Origin of the sequence: Glutamicibacter sp. MCAF14, assembly GCF_052114325.1 — a bacterium.
GTDB classification, from domain to species: Bacteria; Actinomycetota; Actinomycetes; order Actinomycetales; family Micrococcaceae; genus Glutamicibacter; species Glutamicibacter arilaitensis.
In genome coordinates this window covers 405,506-425,683 of record NZ_JBFREO010000001.1, presented here as the reverse complement: position 1 = coordinate 425,683, position 20,178 = coordinate 405,506, and the positions used below count along the sequence as shown (strand labels likewise).

At 61.3% G+C, this 20,178-nt stretch carries 21 protein-coding genes; 14 read left to right on the top strand and 7 right to left on the bottom strand.

What is annotated here, in order from left to right; translation table 11 throughout:
- The first annotated feature begins 2 nt into the window (after window positions 1–2).
- From AB4Y71_RS01985 to AB4Y71_RS01975, 3 genes are read left to right on the top strand one after another with little or no spacing between them, the layout of a single operon-like run.
- Window positions 3–878, top strand: coding sequence for a hypothetical protein (locus tag AB4Y71_RS01985; RefSeq protein WP_441717594.1), 876 nt, complete (start codon window positions 3–5; stop codon window positions 876–878).
- Window positions 879–887: 9 nt separating this feature from the next.
- On the top strand, window positions 888–1,307 hold the full coding sequence (locus AB4Y71_RS01980; protein ID WP_441717592.1) for a phage holin family protein: 420 nt from the start codon (window positions 888–890) through the stop codon (window positions 1,305–1,307).
- Entirely contained in the window at window positions 1,304–1,882 is a 579-nt protein-coding gene (locus tag AB4Y71_RS01975; RefSeq protein WP_441717590.1) for a DUF3618 domain-containing protein, read from the top strand. The genes AB4Y71_RS01980 and AB4Y71_RS01975 overlap by 4 nt, the downstream gene beginning before the upstream one ends.
- A gap of 81 nt (window positions 1,883–1,963) precedes the next feature.
- On the opposite strand, the gene AB4Y71_RS01970 is transcribed toward AB4Y71_RS01975, so the two are convergent.
- Window positions 1,964–2,599 (bottom strand): DUF3592 domain-containing protein, encoded by a 636-nt coding sequence (locus AB4Y71_RS01970; protein WP_441717588.1) that lies wholly within the window; start codon window positions 2,597–2,599, stop codon window positions 1,964–1,966.
- A gap of 333 nt (window positions 2,600–2,932) precedes the next feature.
- Between AB4Y71_RS01970 and AB4Y71_RS01965 the strand changes: the two genes are divergently transcribed.
- The 3 genes from AB4Y71_RS01965 to AB4Y71_RS01955 all read left to right on the top strand — a co-directional run bounded on the left by AB4Y71_RS01965 (window position 2,933) and on the right by AB4Y71_RS01955 (window position 5,716).
- Complete coding sequence (locus tag AB4Y71_RS01965) at window positions 2,933–4,342, top strand: cryptochrome/photolyase family protein (protein ID WP_441717586.1); 1,410 nt, start codon at window positions 2,933–2,935, stop codon at window positions 4,340–4,342.
- A gap of 292 nt (window positions 4,343–4,634) precedes the next feature.
- Window positions 4,635–5,045 carry a DUF4383 domain-containing protein gene (locus AB4Y71_RS01960; RefSeq protein WP_441717584.1) on the top strand — a complete coding sequence of 137 codons (411 nt, stop codon included), beginning with the start codon at window positions 4,635–4,637 and terminating at the stop codon, window positions 5,043–5,045.
- On the top strand, window positions 5,042–5,716 hold the full coding sequence (locus tag AB4Y71_RS01955; RefSeq protein ID WP_441717582.1) for a hypothetical protein: 675 nt from the start codon (window positions 5,042–5,044) through the stop codon (window positions 5,714–5,716). The genes AB4Y71_RS01960 and AB4Y71_RS01955 overlap by 4 nt, the downstream gene beginning before the upstream one ends.
- 60 nt (window positions 5,717–5,776) lie before the next feature.
- Here AB4Y71_RS01955 and AB4Y71_RS01950 read toward each other — a convergent pair whose 3' ends face one another.
- The gene (locus AB4Y71_RS01950; RefSeq protein WP_441717740.1) at window positions 5,777–6,838 is read right to left on the bottom strand and encodes a 2,3-butanediol dehydrogenase; all 1,062 of its coding nucleotides are present in this window, start codon (window positions 6,836–6,838) and stop codon (window positions 5,777–5,779) included.
- A 223-nt stretch (window positions 6,839–7,061) separates the two neighbouring features.
- Here AB4Y71_RS01950 and AB4Y71_RS01945 point away from each other — a divergent pair, with 223 nt between their 5' ends.
- The 8 genes from AB4Y71_RS01945 to AB4Y71_RS01910 all read left to right on the top strand — a co-directional run bounded on the left by AB4Y71_RS01945 (window position 7,062) and on the right by AB4Y71_RS01910 (window position 14,892).
- A complete protein-coding gene (locus AB4Y71_RS01945) occupies window positions 7,062–7,556 on the top strand; it encodes a very short patch repair endonuclease (RefSeq protein WP_441717580.1) in 495 nt (164 codons plus the stop codon).
- A gap of 53 nt (window positions 7,557–7,609) precedes the next feature.
- Complete coding sequence (locus tag AB4Y71_RS01940) at window positions 7,610–8,893, top strand: MFS transporter (protein ID WP_441717578.1); 1,284 nt, start codon at window positions 7,610–7,612, stop codon at window positions 8,891–8,893.
- A gap of 216 nt (window positions 8,894–9,109) precedes the next feature.
- Window positions 9,110–10,654 (top strand): ABC transporter substrate-binding protein, encoded by a 1,545-nt coding sequence (locus tag AB4Y71_RS01935; RefSeq protein WP_441717576.1) that lies wholly within the window; start codon window positions 9,110–9,112, stop codon window positions 10,652–10,654.
- A 1-nt stretch (window position 10,655) separates the two neighbouring features.
- Window positions 10,656–11,609 (top strand): ABC transporter permease, encoded by a 954-nt coding sequence (locus AB4Y71_RS01930; protein WP_441717574.1) that lies wholly within the window; start codon window positions 10,656–10,658, stop codon window positions 11,607–11,609.
- Window positions 11,602–12,453: an ABC transporter permease gene (locus AB4Y71_RS01925; protein ID WP_441717572.1), complete on the top strand. Its 852-nt coding sequence runs from the start codon at window positions 11,602–11,604 to the stop codon at window positions 12,451–12,453. Before AB4Y71_RS01930 ends, AB4Y71_RS01925 begins: the two co-directional genes overlap by 8 nt.
- Complete coding sequence (locus tag AB4Y71_RS01920; protein WP_441717570.1) at window positions 12,446–13,984, top strand: ABC transporter ATP-binding protein; 1,539 nt, start codon at window positions 12,446–12,448, stop codon at window positions 13,982–13,984. Before AB4Y71_RS01925 ends, AB4Y71_RS01920 begins: the two co-directional genes overlap by 8 nt.
- Before the next feature lie 68 nt (window positions 13,985–14,052).
- Window positions 14,053–14,703, top strand: a complete 651-nt coding sequence (locus AB4Y71_RS01915; RefSeq protein ID WP_441717569.1) for a transporter substrate-binding domain-containing protein — start codon at window positions 14,053–14,055, stop codon at window positions 14,701–14,703.
- Between the two features lie 9 nt (window positions 14,704–14,712).
- Window positions 14,713–14,892, top strand: a complete 180-nt coding sequence (locus AB4Y71_RS01910; protein ID WP_441717567.1) for a hypothetical protein — start codon at window positions 14,713–14,715, stop codon at window positions 14,890–14,892.
- Window positions 14,893–14,978: 86 nt separating this feature from the next.
- On the opposite strand, the gene AB4Y71_RS01905 is transcribed toward AB4Y71_RS01910, so the two are convergent.
- From AB4Y71_RS01905 to AB4Y71_RS01885, 5 genes are all read right to left on the bottom strand, one after another.
- Window positions 14,979–16,052 carry an alkene reductase gene (locus tag AB4Y71_RS01905; protein WP_441717565.1) on the bottom strand — a complete coding sequence of 358 codons (1,074 nt, stop codon included), beginning with the start codon at window positions 16,050–16,052 and terminating at the stop codon, window positions 14,979–14,981.
- 211 nt (window positions 16,053–16,263) lie between these two features.
- The gene (locus AB4Y71_RS01900; protein ID WP_441717563.1) at window positions 16,264–17,016 is read right to left on the bottom strand and encodes an SDR family NAD(P)-dependent oxidoreductase; all 753 of its coding nucleotides are present in this window, start codon (window positions 17,014–17,016) and stop codon (window positions 16,264–16,266) included.
- Window positions 17,017–17,141: 125 nt separating this feature from the next.
- On the bottom strand, window positions 17,142–18,521 hold the full coding sequence (locus AB4Y71_RS01895; RefSeq protein ID WP_441717561.1) for an ABC transporter ATP-binding protein: 1,380 nt from the start codon (window positions 18,519–18,521) through the stop codon (window positions 17,142–17,144).
- 2 nt (window positions 18,522–18,523) lie between these two features.
- The gene (locus AB4Y71_RS01890; protein WP_441717560.1) at window positions 18,524–19,282 is read right to left on the bottom strand and encodes an energy-coupling factor transporter transmembrane component T family protein; all 759 of its coding nucleotides are present in this window, start codon (window positions 19,280–19,282) and stop codon (window positions 18,524–18,526) included.
- A 10-nt stretch (window positions 19,283–19,292) separates the two neighbouring features.
- Window positions 19,293–20,099 (bottom strand): ECF transporter S component, encoded by an 807-nt coding sequence (locus tag AB4Y71_RS01885; protein WP_441717558.1) that lies wholly within the window; start codon window positions 20,097–20,099, stop codon window positions 19,293–19,295.
- Between the last annotated feature and the right edge of the window lie 79 nt (window positions 20,100–20,178).

Below are 20,178 nucleotides of genomic sequence, written 5' to 3'. Positions count from 1 at the left end.
AAATGAGCACCAACGACTACACCAGTTCGAATCCATTCCCGGATGGTCCGCGCAACACCCAGCAGCCCGGTACCAACCGGCACAGCCTGAATGAGCCGGATCCGTTAACCGAGCCGCAAACAGACCTGTTCCCCACAGAGACCGTAGAGCCGATCCCGGCCCATGCGCAGGGATTCGGTGACGGGGACTTGCCTGGCGGCGGGCAGCCATCGGGCAAGTCGCAAGCAGCACAGGATCTGGCCCAGGAGGGCCGGGAGTCCGCGACGCATGTGGTTGACAGCGCAAAGCAGGAAGCCGCGATGCTGGCCGAGCAGGCCAAGGACCAGTCGGCACACCTGCTCGATGAGCTTGGTTCCGATCTGAAGGACCAGGCCGCCGCGCAGCAGCGGAAGGTCGCCGCGAACTTGCGCGATATCAGCGAAGAATTCCGCTCCATGCTGGACCAGTCCTCGGCTTCCGGCACGGCATCCACGCTGGTGGACCAGGCATCCCACCACAGCGGCCGGGCCGCTGACTGGCTGGAGCAGCGCGAGCCAAGCGATCTGCTCAACGAGGTCAAGTCCTTCGCGCGCAAGCGTCCCGGCGCTTTCTTGGGCCTGGCCTTGGGGGCCGGGCTGCTGGCCGGACGCATGACCCGCAATGCCAGCGAACCAAAGGACAGCACGGGACACCAGGACCAGGCGCACCACACCGATCCTGCCGCCAAGCCTGTAGCGGCATATGAAGACGCTCCAGCCCCGCCTCCGCGGGTTGATCCGTCCTTCGAGGGCACCAGCCGCGTGGACTCGGCAGGCATTCGCCCTGCCGTCGATTCCGTAGACGTTGATCCACTGCGTTCCTATCCGCCTGAGGATCCGCGCAGCACCAACTACCGCTAGGAGGACTCGATGACCCACACGACACCAGAACCCGGTTCCGCAGAGCACGAACGCAGTTCCCTAGGTGCCCTGTTCAACGACCTGACGCAGAATGTGACCTTGCTGGTTCGCCAGGAAATCGAACTGGCAAAGACCGAGCTGAAGGAATCCGCCGGTACTGCCGGCAAGGGCGCGGGCATGTATGCCGGTGCCGGCGTAGCAGGACATTTCGTCCTGCTGTTCCTTTCCGTGGCCGCCTTCTTTGGAATATCAGCCTGGATTGGCTACGGCCTCTCGGCACTGGTGGTCGCTGTCCTCTGGGCGATAATCGCCCTGGTGATGGCCAGCGTCGCCAAGAAGAAGATGAAAGAGATCAAGGGACTGCCCAATACGGCCGCAACCGTGAAGAAGATTCCGTCAGCTTTTACTCCGAAGGATGATGCATCATGAGCAAGAACTCAGAACAGCTGCGCGCTGACATCGCACAGACAAGAAGCGAGATGCAGCAGGATGTGGACGCGATTGCCGATAAGGTCAGTCCCAGCCACATTGCCCACCGCCAAACAGAGAAGGCCAAGGACTCGTTCAGGAAGGTGAAGGACTCCGTCATGGGAACCGGCGAATCAACCAATGAACAGCTGCACCACTACGGCGAGCAAGCTGGTGAAGCCGTGCGGGAAGCACCGCATCAAGTGGCCCAGCAGACCAAGGGCAACCCGCTGGCGGCTGGAATCATCGCTTTCGGAGCCGGCTTGCTGGCCTCGTCGCTGATTCCCGGAACCCAGAGGGAAGCCGAGCTGGTCCAGCAGGCAAAGGAGAAGGCCGAGCCATTGATTGACGAGGCCAAGGACGCGGCGAAGCAGATTGCCGAAGATCTGAAGGAACCGGCCCAGCAGGCGGCGCAGGACTTGAAGACTTCTGCCCAGGACTCAGTGGAGGCAGTGAAATCAGAAGCGGCTTCCGAAGCAGAGCATCTGCAAGGCGAAGCAAAGGACACCGCCAAGGATCTGAAGGACAATTCCTAGTTCCAGCCAAGCGTGCCAATGGCAGGTTCAGGGCATAGCCCATGATCTGAACCTGCCATTGGCCTGCGCCCAACAGATGGCTTAGAGCTCTCTGGCTTTGCGCATGTTCACGATTCCTGCACGGATGAAAAGCGCCGGGATGATCAGCAAGGCCCCGGTGGCGATTATTGCAATCCAACCTCCTACGGGCATTTTGCCGGTATCGCGCTCCAAGTAGGGCTTGTGAAGAACGACATCTCGCGGATTTTCTCGATCTGCAAGGATCGACACGCTCTGGCCTTCAGCCCATGAGGGATCCGGGTAGTTCTCCGGGGAGCGGACATAGGAGGTCTCGGTGAATTTCCTGAACCCCGATCTCCGGTCCTCGATGGGGCTGGAGTATTCCTGCCCATCCACCGCGTAATGCACGGTGGCGGAGGTGACTGTCGTGTAACTGCGGCGGCCTTCCCTGCCCCTGTAGGTGGAATGCTCCACCTGGATGTCCGTGACTGTGCCCGTGGTCTGGATTCCCTCGGTTTTCAGCCGGTCGTAGGCGCGTTGCTCAGAGTACTGGCTGAAAAATAGAACTGAACCGCCAATGATGATGAGCACTGCCATGACCACCCCAATCCAGACGAAGACTCCGGTTCTGCGTGCGATCCGCTCGCTGTCCCAGCCTGGGGCGAAGTAGCCATTCCCTTGTCCGTCATTCGCATACCAGGATGTCGTCCGGCTCATCTCGAACGCGAATTTGCTCGTCGATTTTTTCTCGGATTTGCGCCATCCAGGCGGTGGGGTGAACTCGGCGGATTCCTGGCCTGCGTTCGGGGCAGAGCCAGTGGCATGGACAGAGGGTTCTTCTTGCACGGGATCGGTTCTCTTCAAATAAATATTGTCGGGCGAATTGCTGGGGACGAGGAAGTAATCGACCTTACCTGAAGGAAACTCCCCGCTTTGCCAAGTCGGGTTACAGATCAGGAAATTCCCATCTAAGGCTCCTGGATTTGTTGCTGAGCGCGCAGTTCACGCACAATTTAGCTAGCTAGGCTAAATAATAGGTAAGGTTTGCAAATGGAGAAGCTCCCAATGAACGAGTCCGTGCGGCCGATGCAGCTGGTCTGGTTCCGCGATGACCTGCGAACCACGGACAATCCGGCGCTTGCTTCCGCACTTTCGAGCGGTCCGGTCATGGCCCTATTCATCCTTGACGAAAAATCCCCTGGTATCCGCGCTCTCGGCTCAGCTTCCAAATGGTGGTTGCACCACAGCTTGGAAAGCCTGCAGGAATCTCTGGCAGAGATCGGCATCCCGCTGATCCTGCGCCAAGGTCCCGCTGAGGCGGCTATCCGGGAAATTGTGGAGCAGAGCCAGACCCGCGCGGTCCATTGGAACAGGCGCTATGGGCATGCCGAGCGCATGGTCGACGCACAGATCAAGGCTGAACTGAATGCGGCCGGCATCCCAACGCGCAGCCATGCCGGCACGCTGCTTCATGAGCCTTGGGAACTGCTGACCAAGAATGGCACAGGCTATAAGGCGTTCACACCCTTCTACAATGCGCTGCGCAACAGCGAGATCAGGCCACCCCTGCCTTCACCGGCCCCGCAGCAGCCCATCGCTGCCGGCCAGCTGCCCAGCAGCGACGCTCTTGATAGCTTGGAGCTCCTGCCCAACGCCGCAACCTGGACGGAGGGCCTGGCCCAGAGGTGGGAACCGGGCGAACCGGCAGCGCGTGAACGCTTTCAGTGCGTTCTTGAATCCATTGCCGGAAACTATCCAGAGACTCATGACCGCCCGGATCTGGATGGAACCTCGGCCCTGTCTCCCGCCTTGCGCTGGGGGCACTTGAGCGCGCACGAATTGTGGGATGCCCTGGGCCGGTTGGCCTCCGCGCACCCGCAGTGTGCCGATGGCGCCACAGCCATGAGGCGCCAGCTGGCCTGGCGCGACTTCTGCTGGCACCTGTATTACCACCACCCGCAGCTTCCGGACCGGAATCTGCGCTCGAGTTTCGACCACTTCGATTGGGCTTGGCCTGAGCAAGATGCCCGGATTGCACAACAAGTAAGGCTTTGGCAGCAAGGACGCACCGGGTTCGGGCTGGTGGATGCCGGCATGAAGCAGCTGTGGCAGACCGGATGGATGCACAACCGGGTGCGCATGGTTGCAGCCAGCCTGCTAGTCAAGAATCTGCAAGTGCACTGGAAGGTCGGCGAGCGCTGGTTCTGGGACACCTTGGTGGATGCTGATATCGCCAGCAATTCAGCCAATTGGCAGTGGGTCGCCGGCAGCGGCGCGGACGCTGCTCCGTATTTCAGGGTTTTCAATCCGGAAATGCAGGCCAAGAAATTCGATCCGCAAGGAAGCTATGTCGCCCACTTCGCACCGTTGGCCGCAGAGCCAATCGTGGATCTGAAGCAGTCGAGATTGGATGCACTGGAGGCATATGAGCAGATGAAGCTCCGACCTGGCGCAATCTGAGGAGCACTTCAAAAGGAAGACGAAGGACGTACTCCGGGTTGCTGATCCGTTGCTTATTCAACTCGCTACCTCAACGCATTAGCTTCCTTGGTGAGGAATCCAGAGCATTCACCCCCGAACGCCAAGGAGATTAAACCTGCCGTCGGCTCTCCTAGGCACGATGCACTCAAATAAGTGCCACCAAGGCCAATCCGTCTGCCGTCGTTCTCCGAAGAACTTCTACAGGGTTCTTTCCGGAACCCGCAGAACTCGACGCGGACTAGAAACCGTGTCACAGGAAGGACTGATTGCCATGCGCACTTCGCCTAACCGTTTGCTCGCAACGATTTTCGGAGCCGTATACCTCCTCGTAGGCCTGCTCGGTTTCTTTGTCACGGCCGGCGTGGATTTCTTCGCAACAGAGGGCGGGAAGCTGATCATCTTCGAGGTCAACCCACTTCACAACGTCATCCACCTGGCCATCGGCGCAGCACTGCTCATCGCTGGGCTCGGATCCGTGCGTGCTTCCAAACTCGCCAACACGACCGTGGGCGCCGTCTACCTTCTGGTTGGCATCCTCGGCCTCTTCTTGGCCTCAACAGCGCTGAACATCATTGCCCTGAATGGTGCGGATAACGTCCTGCATCTAGCCAGCGCGATTGTCCTGCTGTCCGTAGGCCTATCCCAAGACCGGACGCCAGCAGCCCATACTGCACGGTCATGAATTCCCACGAGGCGACGGCGGCTGCCACCGAACCTGCCACTCAAGGGCGAGGTGCAGTTGCGGGATCCGTCGCCTTCGGCGGCCTATATGCCGGGATCGCTGGTCTGGGAGTTGCGGCGCTGGCCGCGGCCTCCTCCGCCAGCTTGGCATCGGCATTCGGGGTCGGGTCCGCGCCGGCACCGTGGTGGGCGTGGCTCGGCGCGATAGCATCCGCAGCCTGGGCTGGGGTGGCGCTGGTGTCCGCCGTTGCCAGCCTGCTGAAGGCAGCGGCCCCTGCCGTGAAGCTTGCGGTCCCCTGCCTGGCGCTCGTCTCCTCCGTGCATTTAGCCAGCATTGTTGCCGGCCTTTGGGGGTTCCCGGAGGGAACGAAGAATCTGGATCTCACGATTGCTTCCTTGCTGCTGCTTGAGCTGTCGGTGCTGGCGGTATTCCTGTGGCAGCGCAAGCGGCGGAAGAACTATCCGCACCGGGCAGTGCGTTCCAGCAGCCTAGTTGTCCTCGGGAGCATGTTTGCCGGTTCGGTTGCGGTTGCGGCGGTTGCCAGTTTGGGGTTGGCAGCTTCGTCCGCTGGAGAACTCGCGGTACCGCATTCCGAGCACGGCGCTCATCGTTCGGGAGACATCGACCCGGGAATCATTGGCAAGATGAAACAGGCAGAACACCACCACTAGCCGCAGCCAGGGGGCCAGGGGGCCAGTGCCAGTGATCCAACTGGCCCCGATAGCTGCAGGCTAGGCCCGCGGATCAACAATGATCTTCACGTGTTCCTCATTGTTGTTGATCAGCTGGTCGAACCCTTCGGAAACCAGCTCGTCGAGCCCGATGCGCCCGGTGATGAACGGGGCCAGATCCAGCTTGCCGCTCTGTACCAGGGCAATGGTGTCCGGATGGTCATTGGCGTAGCCGATGGTGCCGCGAAGGTCGATCTCCTTCAGCACCAGCTTGGGCATGTCCACTTCAGGCTTATGCCCCCAAATCGAAACGTTGACGATCACCCCGCCGGGAGCCACAGCATCCAGGAGCATGTCCAGCACCACCGGGACCGACGAGCACTCGAATCCGGCATCCGCACCACGGCCGCCGGTCGCCTCGCGCACTTTGTCTGCCACGTCCCCGTCCCTCGGGTCGAAAACCTCGTCGGCAACCCCGGTTTCCCGCGCCTTGGCCTTGCGGGCCTCGGAGAGCTCCGAGATGTAGACCGTCAACCCCTTGGCCTTGAGCACCGCTGCGGTCAGCAGGCCGATCGGGCCGGCCCCGCCCACGATGGCCACCTGCCCGGCCTTCGCCCCGGAGCGGACGAAGGCGTGGTGGGCCACCGACAGCGGCTCGATCAGCGCGGCCTCATCCAGGGGGATCTTGCCGATGGGATGCACCCAGCGGCGTTCCACGACGATTTTCTCCGATAGCCCTCCGCCGCGGCCGCCCAGGCCGATGAAGTTCATGTCCTGGGAGAGCTGGTACTGCTGGCCTTCGCCGGTGTCCACATCCTCATGGATGATGTACGGTTCCACCACGACGTTCTCGCCGATTTCAAGGCCGGTGACGCCTTCGCCCAGGGCGGTAATGGTTCCGGAGAATTCATGGCCCATGGTCACCGGAGCGCTCTCCCCGGAGATCGGGTGCGGATGCCCGGCCGGCGGGATGAAGATCGGGCCCTCCAGGTATTCGTGCAGATCGGTGCCGCAAATGCCGCACCAGGCCACGTCGATGGCCACTGTTCCCGGTTTCAGCTGCGGCTCATCGATGTCCTCGATCCGGATGTCCTTCTGGTCGTAATACCGTGCTGCGCGCATGGCTCCCCCTCGATTCTTCTGCCTGTCGGTGACCGGCCCGATCCCGGCCGGCCATTTCAGCTCCAACGCTACTGCGGCAGCCAAGGTTTGGGAACCGTTGCAAGAGGTTTCATCCGATGGCTCCAGCAAGCCATCCAGCCAAAACCCAGCCAGCAGTGCGCGGCCTGTTCGCGGCGCACAATGGACTATGGACATCATGTCGGCGGCGCAGCGTTCGGCGCTCATGTCGCGCATATCCAGCAAGAACACCGGACCGGAACTGGTCCTGCGACGGTTGCTGCATGCAGCTGGGTACCGCTACGGCGTGCACGGCGTCCTGCCTGCACGGCAAGTTGCCCAGCTGCGTTCTGCGCATCCCGGCATCCCGCTGCGGGGCGGAAAGCTCCCCGGGTCCCCGGACCTTGTCTTCAGCGCCCGGCGCAAGGCCATCTTTGTCAACGGCTGCTTCTGGCACGGCCACGACTGCCCGGTGGGCCAACGCCGCCCCGCATCCAATACCGGGTACTGGAACCCCAAGCTGGATGCCAACATCGCCCGGGACCAGCGCAATCGCGATAGCCTGGCGGCGCTTGGCTGGGAATCGCTGACGCTCTGGGAATGCGAGCTGAAGTCGATGGATGGCGTCTTGGACAGGGCAGCAAGTTTCCTCGGACCGGTACGGATCCTGCCGCGCGGATCCACCGGGCAGGACCCGTCCCAGGGCACCGGTGTTGGCTAAGATCAAAGAGTCCGCCCGATCTGCTCGCAGCGCCTACCCGTTCCCCGAGGTCCATGAAAACCAGCACGTCCCGCTTCGAAGTCCCGGTACTGCTGGGAACCCAGACGCTGTTCAATATCGGCTTCTACGCCGTGGTCCCCTTTCTTGCCGTAGTGCTGGCCAACGACTTCCTGCTGGCAGGCGCCGCGGTGGGCCTGATCCTGGGCATCCGGACCTTCGCCCAGCAGGGCCTCTTCCTGGCCGGGGGCAGCCTGGCCGATCGCTTCGGCGCCCGGCGCATAATCCTTATTGGCTGCGCAGTGCGCGCCGCCGGATTCTTCACGCTGGCCGCCTCGCTGTCCTTGGGCGACCCGAAGCTCTGGTTGTTCATCCTGGGCACATTGCTCACCGGATTCGGCGGGGCGCTCTTCTCTCCGGGCCTGAGCATTCTGGTGGGCGCTGCCCAGAGCGCGCGCGACAGGGGCCAGCCCACGGGAGCCAAGAGGGCCACGCTCTTTGCCTGGCTGAGCGTCACCGGAGAAATCGGCGCGGTGGCCGGACCGCTCGTGGGAGCGGCACTGTGGGACTGGGGGTTCGCGGCCGTTGCAGGTTTCGGGGCAATCTTCTTCATCGCCATCGGACTGTTCCTGGCTGCGGCATTGCGCCGCTACGCTCCGGAAGGCACTTCGCTGGATCATGCCGGGCCACGGGCCAAGCGGCAGGCCCAGCCTGGCAGCCTGCGCCGATGCCTGGCGGACCGGAAATTCGTGGCCTTCTGCGCCCTGCATGCCTCTGACCTGCTGGCATACAACCAGCTCTATTTGGCCATTCCCCTGGAATTGGAACGCACGGGCCTGCCAACCCAGTGGCTGGGACTGGTTTTCGCGTGGATCTCCGTGCTGACCCTGGGCTTGCAATTGCCCATCGCATGGCTCGCCGCACGGATCGGCGCGGCAGCGACCCTGCGTTGCGGATATGTCTCCAGCGCGCTGGGGTTCGGCGTACTCGCCTTTCTCCCCGCCACAGCTTTCGGCGAAAATACCGCGGCGGTACGCATCTTGTGCGCGGTCACCCTGCTGGCCTTGGGGCATATGAGCGTGCACCCTGCAGCTCTTTCGCTGGTTCCCGGATTCGCCGGGCTCCGGGGTACCGGATCCTACTTCGGCCTGCTGTCCAGTTGCGGCGGCTTGGCGGTGCTGCTGGGGAATCTGCTGGTGGGCTGGCTCTTGTCCCAGGCTGGTCAGGGCCAAGTCCCCGGATTCCTGCCGTGGCTGGTTCTCATCATTCCACTGGTCCTTGCTTCCAGGCTTGGCGCATCGCTCGTGCGGCGCTCAGGCCTGCCGGCCCAGGGCTCATGACCTGCGATACATGACGCGCTGCCCTCGCAGATTTTCCACGGGGCACCCCAACTTTGCACTACTCAGCTCCCTCTCTTCCCAGGCTCTCGGCGGGGGCTTTTCCTCCGCTTTCCTTGCCGGGTCATAATCAGCAAAACGAGGCAACTAATTAGGGTACGCTTACCGAGGCTCTATTGCATTAGATGCCAATCCATCACGTAATGCCGAAGGATTTCCATGAAACTTGGACGATTGAGCGCTGCCGCAGGTTTTGCGGCCATTGCCCTGGCGCTGACCGCCTGCAGCTCCACTCCTGCGAGCTCCGCCCCGGAACAAGCCGCGGACTCGGAAGCCCGCGTGATTGTGGCCAATTTCCGCGCCCCGGTATCCAATTGGGCGCTGGAAAGCGACGACGCCTATGTGCTCTCCATCGCCGGTTGCCTGGAAACCCTGGCCAAATACAACCAGAGCACCAAAACCGTTGAGCCGATGCTCGCTGCTTCCTGGAAGCAGTCCTCGGATACCGAATGGGATTTCGAGCTGCGCAAGAACGTGAAGTTCCAGGATGGCACCGCATTTGATGCCAAAGCTGTGGCCGCGTCGCTGAATCATGTCCTTGAAGCCACTGCACCGGCACGTGCAGTGAACCCCAAGACCATCAAGAAGGTCGAGGCCGTTGATGCTGATACCGTTCGCGTCACCACCCCGTCCGCTGATCCGCTGCTCCCTTACCGGATGGCGAGCGTGAACGCCGGCGTGCTCTCCCCTGCCGCATACACCGATAAGGGCATTGACCCGATGAACCACTGCACCGGGCCCTTTGCCCCGGTCTCGGAAAAGGCAGGGCAGTCCCTGACCTTGGACCGCAATGAGAACTACTGGGATGGAGAGGTGAAGCTGGCCGGCGGCGAAATCCGCTACATCACCGAAGGCGCCACCCGAGCCACCCAGGTGCAGACCGGCGAGGCTGACATTTCCATGTCCATCCCGGCTACCAGCCTGGCCACGCTGGAAGCCGATGACAAGATCAGCGTGCTCAAGGCCGACTCGCCTCGCACCTCGACCCTGTACCTGAACAACTCGCGCGCTCCTTTCGACAACGTGGACCTGCGCAGGGCCGCCACCATGGCCTTGGATCTGCCAGCCATAGCCGCCAGCATCTATGAAGGCGCCGCCCAGCCTGCCACCGGTCCCTTTGCACCAAGCGAGCCTTGGGCCAACCCGGATCTGACCGTGCCCCAGGTGAATCTCGAGGAAGCCAAGAAGCTGGTGGAAGCCTCGGGCTACAAGCAAGACAAGCCGCTGGACATCATTGCGATCACCGAGCGTGCCGAATTCGCTGGCGTGGGCGCCATCATCCAGGAGCAGTTCAAGCAGATCGGCTTGAAGGCCAATGTCGTCACCAAGTCCTACGGCGCAGTGGAGCCAGATGTGCTGGCCGGCAAGTACGACATGATCCTCAGCCAGCGCAACCGGATGATCGATATCGCTGACCCCATCGGCTTCCTGCAGGCCGACTACACCTGCGAGGGTGGATACAACCTGAGCCACTACTGCAACAAGGACTACGACAAGCTGGTGGGCCAGGCCCAAGTTGAGAAGGACCAGGCCAAGCGCAATGGTCTCTACCGCCAGGCCGGAGACATCCTCGCCAAGGATGCCGTGAACGTCTGGCTGGTTAATGAGCAGGCCATCGACGGTGTGGGCTCCAAGGTCCAGGGCTATGTCCAGGACCCGCTGACCCGTTATGTGATGACCAAGGACCTGGCGAAAACCAAATAGCGTGTCATCACTAGCCACCGTGCTGCGCCGTGTCGTTGGCCTCGGCGCAGCAGTTCTGCTTTCCTCCTTCGCGGTCTTCCTTGTCCCCTTCGTCTCCCCCGGGGACCCCGTGCGGTCCTTGCTGCGCGCAAGAATGGACTTTGGCGAAGCTGATGAGGCGACAGTTCAGGCCTATGCTGAGCAGTTTGGCCTCAACGACCCGATGCTGGTGCAGTTCGCGCGGTGGCTGGGTCGATTCTTCACCGGAGATATGGGCATCTCGCACATCAGCGGCACCCCCGTAGCAGACCAGGTATTGCCGGCCATCGGCGTCACCCTGTCGTTGGCAGGCACCGCCTTGCTGTCAGCCATCCTTGTATCGATTCTTTTGGGAGTTATTTCAGCCACCCGCGCCGGGCAATGGCCCGACAAGCTGATCACCTCGATCACCCACGCACTCATAGCCATTCCCGAATACGCGTTGGCGCCATTGCTGGTTCTGCTCTTTGCCGTGCGCTGGGCGTTGCTTCCCTCGGCCGGCTACGATTCCCCCGCTTCTCTGGTGCTCCCGGTCTTCATTTTGGCTTTGCGCCCCATCAGCTTTTTCACCGTTGCGGTGCGCTCCGGCGTGCGCCAGGCATTGGACTCCGAGCACGTGCTCGCAGCGCGCGCCCGCGGCTTGAGCCGCTCCCAGGCGTTGGCTCGCCACGTCATTCCGCACGGCCTGTTGCCGTTGTGGACCATGGTGGGCGTGTGGTTTGCCGGGCTGCTGGGTGGCTCAGTCATTGTCGAGGTCATCTTTGCCATCCCCGGCATGGGCCGGCTGATTTTTGATGCCATTACCGACGCGGATATCCCCGTCGCCCAAGGCGGCGTGGTGGTTGTGGTGACCTGCGCGGTGCTGGTCACCGGAATCATTGACCTGATCCACAAGCTCAGTGACCCCAACGTGAGAATTGGAGTTCGACATGGCTAAGAAAACCGCTTCAAGGATTCTTCTCTCCGCTCCTGCGTTCATCTTGCTGGCCGTGGTCATCATGACCATTGCGGCCCCTTTGATTTCTCCCTATGATCCTGACGCGCAGTCCCTTGCCGACCGTTTGCAAGGACCGAATATGGTTCACCTGCTGGGCACCGACTCCTTGGGCCGCGACACCTTGAGCCGCGTGCTGCACGGCGGACAGTTCTCGTTGTCCGTCGCGCTGATCACCACGCTGTTCTCGCTGCTTGTTGGCACCATCTTGGGCTTGCTCAGCGCGTTGCGCGGCGGATGGCTGGACGAAATCTTCTTGCGAATCAACGACCTGCTATTGGCCTTGCCTGAGATTGTCATTGCCCTGCTGATCATCGCGGTCATGGGTCCCGGTTTCTTCACCATGGTGCTCTCGGTAGGCGTCGTCGCGTGGACACCCACCGCACGGCTGGTGCGGTCCATGGCAGCCCAGGTTCTCTCGACTCACCACGTGGAAGCGTCCAAGCACGTCGGGGCTTCGCGCTGGTTCATCCTGCACCACCACGTCCTGCCCTTTGTGGCCGGCCCGGTGCTGGCCCAGGCGGCTCTGCGTTTTGGCTTGCTGCTGGTCTTGCTCGGCTCGCTGTCCTACTTGGGCATCGGTATCCAGCCGCCGCAGTCGGACTGGGGCTCGATGCTGGCCGAGGCCCAGCCTCATGCAATCCGTTCCCCTTGGGGCTTGATTGCGCCGGGCGCCGCCATCTTCCTGATCAGTTTCTGCGTCACCCTGCTGGGCAATCGAATCACCCAGGTGCTGGGCGGGCAGGACATGCTTGCTACCGAGGCCAAGGCGGAAGCCCATGACTAAAGAACTTGAATTCATTGATCTTTCGGTCAGCTCCGGCGATCAGCGATTGCTCTCCGAAGCGCGCGGTGCCCTGCGAGCCGGCGAATTGGTGGCGGTTGTCGGGCGTTCCGGTTCCGGCAAGACGCTGCTCACCAAGGCCATCATCGGCCTGCTGCCCAAGCAGCTGCGTGCTGAGGGGCAGATCCTGCTTGATGGCCAGCGCCTTGACCAGCAGGGCGAGAAGGCCATGGACCAGATCCGCGGACGGCGCATCAGCATGTTGTTCCAGCAGCCCAAGCGCGTGATGAACCCGCGGCTGACCATCCGCGCGCATCTGCTCGAAGCCCTGGGCGCCCACGGCTGGGGCAAAGCCCGCCAGCACGAGGAGCAGGTGCTGTCCCTGCTCGAAGAGGTAGGCCTGTCCCCCGCCAAGCAGATTGCCGGCAAGCGCCCGGACCAGCTCTCCGGCGGCATGGCCCAACGCGCCATGCTGGCCATCGCCCTGGCCGCTGACCCGGAGTTCATTTTGGCTGATGAACCGACGTCATCGCTGGATTCAATCCTCAAGTCCGAGGTGCTGCAATTGCTGCGCCGAAAGCAGCAGGAACGTGGCGTGGGCGTCCTGTTCATCACCCACGATATCGCCAGCATCCAGCACATCGCAGACCGCGTCGTAGTAGTCAGCGATGGGCAGATTGTGGACCAGTGCCCCACCGCGCAGATCTTCTCCAAGGACCGCCATGCCAAGACACGCGAGCTGGTGGAAGCCAGCTTGCCTCCCCTGCGCACGCCACGAGCGAAGGATTCGCAATGCTTGCTGGAAGCGGTCGATGCGGGCAAGAACTACACGCGCCGCGCAAAGGGACCGGCAGCCTTGAAGCCCACAAGCTTGCGCCTGCACGGCGGCCAGGTCCTGGGAGTGGTGGGCCGCTCTGGTTCGGGCAAGAGCACCTTCGCCCGGCTGCTGGCCGGATTGGAACAGCCAACGACCGGACGGATCATCGATACGCACCACAATGGCGAAGCGACGCGGGTGCAGGTCATTGCCCAGGAACCGTACTCGTCCTTCGACCCCCGGCTTTCCATCCGCACGTCGATGAGCGCGGCGGTGCACCGGCTGCCGGTAATCCCGGCCGGCGAGTGCATGGCGCAAGCCATGGCCCAAGTGGGGCTGCCGGGGGAATTACTGGATCGCAGGCCCGGCCAGTGCTCCGGCGGCCAGCTCCAGCGCCTGGCCATCGCGCGGGCGCTGCTGACCGACCCCCAGGTATTGATTTGCGATGAGTCCACCTCTGCACTGGATTCGGTAGCCCAGCGCCACATCCTGGACCTGCTGCTTGAATTGCGCGAGCACATGGGGCTGAGCCTCGTGGTCATCTCCCACGACATGGACGTGATCCGCTATGTGAGTGACGACGTAGCCGTGTTCTACGAGGGCGAGCTGGTGGAGCATCGACCGCTCAACGATTTCCTGGGCAATGCGGAACATCAGCACAGCAAGGATCTCGTGGCCGCGCTGGACCTGACCGCAGCGGTTCCTGCTGCCGGCTGATTTCTGCTCGCGTAAGAAAACCCGGAACTCTTGTGCCCTGACTTGGAGCGCTTATAGATTGATGGACTATGACCGACAGTTCGCAGAAGAATCCGTCCATTACCCGCGGGTTGCCATTGCTGGCCCTATGCGCAGCCTTGTTCCTTGCAGGCTGTTCGGCTCCAGCCCCGGATTCCGGCGACGCCCAGGAGCCAGTTTCCGAGAGCACCCGGCTGGCCAGCGTAGCTGAAGCCGGAACGCTGAAGGTCTGCACCACCGGGGACTACCGGCCGTTCACCTACCTTGACCCGGACACCGGGGAATGGTCGGGAATCGACATCACGATGGCCAAGAATCTTGCCGAGTCGATGGGCGCAGAGCCCGAGTTCATCCAGACCTCCTGGAAGGACTTGATGCCGGACTTCCTCTCCGAATGCGATATCGCCGTGGGCGGGGTATCCATTTCCATGGAAAGCGCCCAGCAGGCCTACTACAGCGAAGCCACCCTGGACGAGGGCAAGACGCCAATCACCTTGTGCGAGAACGTGGAGAAGTACGACACGGTCAAGGAAATCAACCAGCCCGGGGTCCGTTCCATCACTCCGATTGGCGGGACCAACGAGAAGTTCGCCGACGCGAATTACCCCGAAGGGGAAATCATCCGTTTCGAGGACAACAACAAGATCTTCGATGAGATCATTGCCGGGCGTGCCGATGTGATGACCACCGATGCCTCCTAAACCCGGTGGGTGGCCAACGAGCACCCCGAGCTGTGCGCGGTGCACCCGGATCAGCCATTCAATTTCTCCCAGAAGGCGTACCTGCTGCCGCTGGGCGATGACGAGTTCCAGGAGTACGTGAACCAGTGGCTGAACATGGCCAAGAATGACGGGACGTTGGCGGCTGCCGAGAAGCCCTGGTTCGGATGACCGCCGCCAGAACATGACAATAGGCCAGCGGCCCCGCCCAATGCTGATTGGACGAGGCCGCTGGCATCGCTATTCGGTTGGCGCTATCAGTTCTCCCAGAAGGGGTAGTCGATGTAGCCCTTGGGGCCTTCGGTGTAGAAGGTCGCGAAATCTGGTTCGTTCAGCGGCAGCTGTTCCTTCCAGCGGCGCACCAGATCCGGGTTGGCTATCGCTGGGCGGCCCACGACTACGGCTTCTCCCCAGCCTTCGGCAGCCACGCGTGCGGCTTCCTCATAGGTGGTGATCTCCGCGAAGCCGGTGTTCAGCAGCACCGGTCCGCCAAAGGCCTTGCGCAGCGACTGGACCAGCTCGCCGGCTGGGTCATGGTGCAGGATGCTCAGGTTGGCCAGCCCCAGCGGCGCGATGCCCTGGACCAGCGCGGTGTAGGTAGCCAGCACATCCGCACGATCATTTTCTACCGCGCCCTGGACATTGTGTTCCGGCGAAATGCGCAGGCCGGTCTTGCCAGCGCCAATTGCTTCAGCGACAGCGGTAACTACCTCGATGACGAAGCGGGCCCGGTTCTCCGGGGAGCCACCGTAGTTGTCGGTGCGGGTGTTGGCCGAAGGCGCCATGAACTCGTGCAGCAGGTAGCCGTTGGCCCCGTGAAGCTCCACGCCGTCGAATCCGGCGGCGATGGCATTGCGCGAAGCGGCAACGAATTCCTCGATGATCCTTGGGAGTTCTTCGGTGCCCAGAGCATGCGGAACCGGGTACGCGTGCTTTCCGGTGTAGGTGCGCGACTCGCCTTCAACCGCGATGGCGCTTGGTGCCTCGACGTAGTTTGCACCGGTGGTTTCCGGGTGGGTGACCCGGCCGGCGTGCATGACCTGGGCCACGATGAGGCCGCCTTCGGCGTGCACCGCGTCGGTGACCTTCTTCCAGCCGGCAATCTGCTCCTCGGTGACCAGGCCCGGCTGGCGGACGAAGCCCTGGCCGGCAAAGCTCGGGTAGGTGCCCTCGCTGACGATCAGGCCCAGGGACGCGCGCTGGCGGTAGTACTCGACTACATCTGCGTTGGGCACGCCGTCCTTGCCCGAACGCGAGCGGGTGAGCGGTGCCATGACCAGGCGGTTGGACAGCTTGAGGTCGCCGAGGGCGAGAGGGGAAAACAGATCCATGGGGCGGGACTCCTGAATTGGAAATTGTAGTTGCACAGCGTAACTACCTCCGCAAGCAACTTATTCCGCTTCGGCTAAGAACATGAGCTGGCTAACGGCTCCAGAGCATTGGAATCGCCTGACGCTCATTGCTTGGATTCGAGGGCTCGCCATGAGCAATAAACCAGCGGATGCGGCACAACTCCGCACCGCATCCGCTTGATCCGATGGGCTATACGGCGGTGTAGCCGCCGTCAACCAGATGGTAGCTGCCGGTCACGAAGGACGCGGCATCGCTGGCCAGGAAGGCCACGAGCGCCGCCACTTCTTCCGGCTTGCCCAAGCGGGCAATCGGGTGCTTGTCGACCAGCGCATCATAGGCCTTCTTGGGCATTTGCTGCAGCAACGGGGTGTCGATGAAGCCCGGGGCTACGCTGTTCACGCGTACTCCTGAGGTGGCATATTCGACGGCGGCGGTCTTGCTCAGACCCACCACGGCATGCTTCGTGGAAACGTAGGCGGAGCTGCCGGCGAAGCCCACCGAGCCGAGGATCGAGGCCATGTTCACGATGGACCCTCCCCCGTTCTCGCTCATGGCGTTGGCCTGGGCGCGGGTTCCGCGGAAGACGGCGTTGAGGTTCACCGAGATGACCTTGTCCCAGTCCTCGTCGGTCAGCTCGCCCACCTTGGCGGCGCGGCCGCCGATGCCTGCGTTGTTGACGCCGATCTTCAATGGAGCCATGGCGTTGGCGGCCTTGATAGTTTCGTCGATGACAGCCGAAGAGCTGGCATCTCCTGCAACAACAACGGCTTCTCCGCCTGCGGCCTTGATGGTTTCCACGGTAGCGCCAGCGGCCTCGGCATTGAGGTCCTGGACCACCACCCTGGTTCCGTTGGCGGCCAAGAGGATGGCGATAGCCTGCCCAATGCCCGAACCGGCACCGGTGACTACTGCCGAACGATCTGCTACATCATACTGAGCCATGATGGACCCACTTTCCGTTTCAAGATGGTCACGGGATTTCCGTTGGCCTCGTACCTAGGACGCTACTCCGAACCATCTCAAAAGTCGATGACGTGTCAATCAACCCACTGTCTGTTCCGTCACTATCACTTCATCTGATGCACACGGTGAGTCACTCTTTCCATGAACTGCTCATCATGGGTGGAGAGGATGAGCGCTCCCCCACGAGACAACACTGACCCGATAACCTCTTGGAGTTTGGCTTCGCCTGCTCCGTCCAGAGCTTCTGTGGGCTCGTCCAGAAGCAGGATCTTTGGTTCATGTATCAACACCGTTGCCAATGCAACCAGCCTGCGGGCAGAAGCTGGCAACTCATACGGATGGGTCTGCGCATAGGATTCAAGTCCTAGTTGCGCGAGGACTACAGGAACTCGTTGCCGCAAGACGCTCTTCTTGGGGATTCCAAAAGACACTTCCCGCAAGACTGTACGTTCAAAGAGCTGGTCAGAAGCGTTCTGTAGCAATAAGCCGGGCTCTTCTGACAGGGTCAGCGTTCCCGCCTCTGGTTTCAGTAGGGTTGCGATGGCCTTGAGGACTGTCGTTTTACCGGAACCGTTAGCTCCGGCCAGCCCCAGGCATTCGCCCGCGCGAAGCTGGAGGTTCAGATTGTTCACTGCGGGCTTCGTGGAACCGGGATAAGCCAGTTGCACTGAGTGCATACTCAGCAAGACTGGTGCGTCTGCAGCAATTGGTTGACTGCGAGCTGGCTGGCCACTGGGCTGAAGCAGCCCCTCGGCTGCAATGCGCTGTAAAGTCCCTTGGTTTAGTCGCCAGAGCTCATCCGCTTCACGAGCCCAGATTCCTACCGAATCGGCCAGCACGACAAGTGCCGTCCCATTAGCACGGAGCATATTGATCGTCTCGGAAACCACAGCTGTTGCTTGCTTGTCCAGACCGGCCAGTGGTTCATCCAAGACGAGGACATCGGGTTCATTCATGGCCAAGGAGGCCAAGGCTACCAATCGTTCTTGACCGCCAGAAAGCTGTTGAGGGTGGCGTTCTAATAGATGCTCAAGATGGAACTTCTGCGCAAGGTCGGCAACTCTCCGCTGCATCTGCTCTCTGGGGACTCCTGCATTTTCCAAGGAGAACGCCAGCTCTTCGGCGACCGTGCCACGAATGAATGACAAATAGTGTCCCGCATCTTGAGGCAATAGGCCTACATGCTTGGCCCACTGGGCAACATCAACGCGCGGGGTGGATGATGAAGAGAATTCAATCAGGGTTTCGGCTACCCCGATAGATCCGACAAGTTCATCCATGCCGTGGCGCGGAAGCAGACCGGCAAGGATTGCACCGAGCGTTGATTTGCCAGAGCCCGAGTGCCCTGAAATGACGGTAAGGGATCCTGGACGCATGTCCAGCAGAATGTCATGCAAAACTACGTCGGTGCTATCCAAATAGGTGTAGCTGCCCAGATTAAGGCCAAGTACCACGGTGGACTGCTCTGAGATTTTTCGGTACATGACTAGTGACTCCCGATCCGCGCGAGCGCCAAGATCAAGACCGGCCCAATTACTGCGCACACCAAGGCCGCCCAACGGATGCCTCGCTGGACAGATGAATCAGACACAGCACGCAAACGAGTACGCGCGCCAGTGGCCGGGAACCCGCGAGCCGATAAGTGAACCGCGCGGTCTTGAGCATCCTGCATCGAGGCAAGAACCAGTGGAACCGCGCGTAGTCGCACGCGTTGGAACCAACCCGTTACTCCCTTTCTTGTTCCCACTCTGCGCAGAGTCTGCGCTTCACCAATCTGGCGTTGTTTGTCCCCCATTTGCGGCAGCAAGAACAATGTCGCCGCCAGCAGGTATCCCAGCTGCGGTGGGACGGGTGCCAAATCAATGGCTGCCACCAGCTGATGCTTATCAATAAGCAATCCACAGAGCAGGCCAACCACCACCAGGACTGCCGTACGCAAGCCCAAGGACAAAGCCACTTCGAGTCCATGAACAGTGACGCGCAGCGGACCCCACTGCGCCATGGCAGCTGAGGGATCTCGGGAAATTAATCCATGAATCAGCAGCATGGAAAGAAACGTTGGCAGAAGCATGGCGCCGCTGAGAACGGCCAACTTTTTCAGATGCCCCGCCCATCCCGCTAGGGGCAGGCACAGCACTATGACGGCGCAACTCAGCCACCATTGGCTAGCGGCAGTTGTCAACGTAACGACTGCTACGGCAATAGCCAGAATGGTGAAGGGATGAAGACTGATGGTACGGGGCATGGGTTATCGCTTACTTGCTGACGCGCTTTCCCAAGACGTTGTAGCGACGGACAAATTCAAAGCTACTGCTCAAGCGCTTTGGCAGCGCATACGCCAGAAGGGCTGCAACCAAGAAGACCACCACCTTATCTCCCGGGTCTGAGATCAGCGCCTGCTTGGTAACAGCGGAGAGTAGTGAGTCGCCCATGGAACTGAAGGCAGCAACCAGTGCGCCGGTACCCACGCCCGAGGTACCGCCGTAAACGAAGGTCGCTATCGGAGAAGAAACCACTCCGACAAGAACACCTGCAACGAGGCCAGCAACTGGAGCCAAGTAAACTCGGCGCAGTGCTCCGTAACGCGCGGCGGTGCCGGCCAGGAAACCAACAAGTGCGGCACCTGCCGCGAACGGCAGAACGGTAGGTGCGAACAGCGACCAAACCAAGGTGCTCAGTACACCGGTGGCAGCGCCTGCCCGACGGCCAGCTAGGAAGCCAACGATGACCGTACCGATGGAGTCAATGTAAAGAGGAATCATTACCGAGCCAACAAACTGGCCAAGGATGATGTTCAGAACCAATGCCACTGGAATGAGGGTCAAAGTGGAGACAGGAAGATCAGGCAATACGGCCAGCAGCAGGAGAATTGCCGCTACGAGGTAGGCAGCAAAAGTGCCCAGAGCAACACCCTGTCCTAGACCCTCGACAATCCCCATTGGCTGAGTTGTAATCAAGGTGATGTAAGTGGCCACGAGGATGACAGTTCCAGCGATTGCCATGAGTCGGCGGCTGAGTGTTTGCGAAGAAGTTTCTTCGGGCAAAAGAAGATTTGATGACATGATGAGGCAGTCCTGAGGTACGGGTATGACTGCGCACCAAAGTTCAGGCTGGCGCGCGCGAGCTGCGGGCCTATGTCAC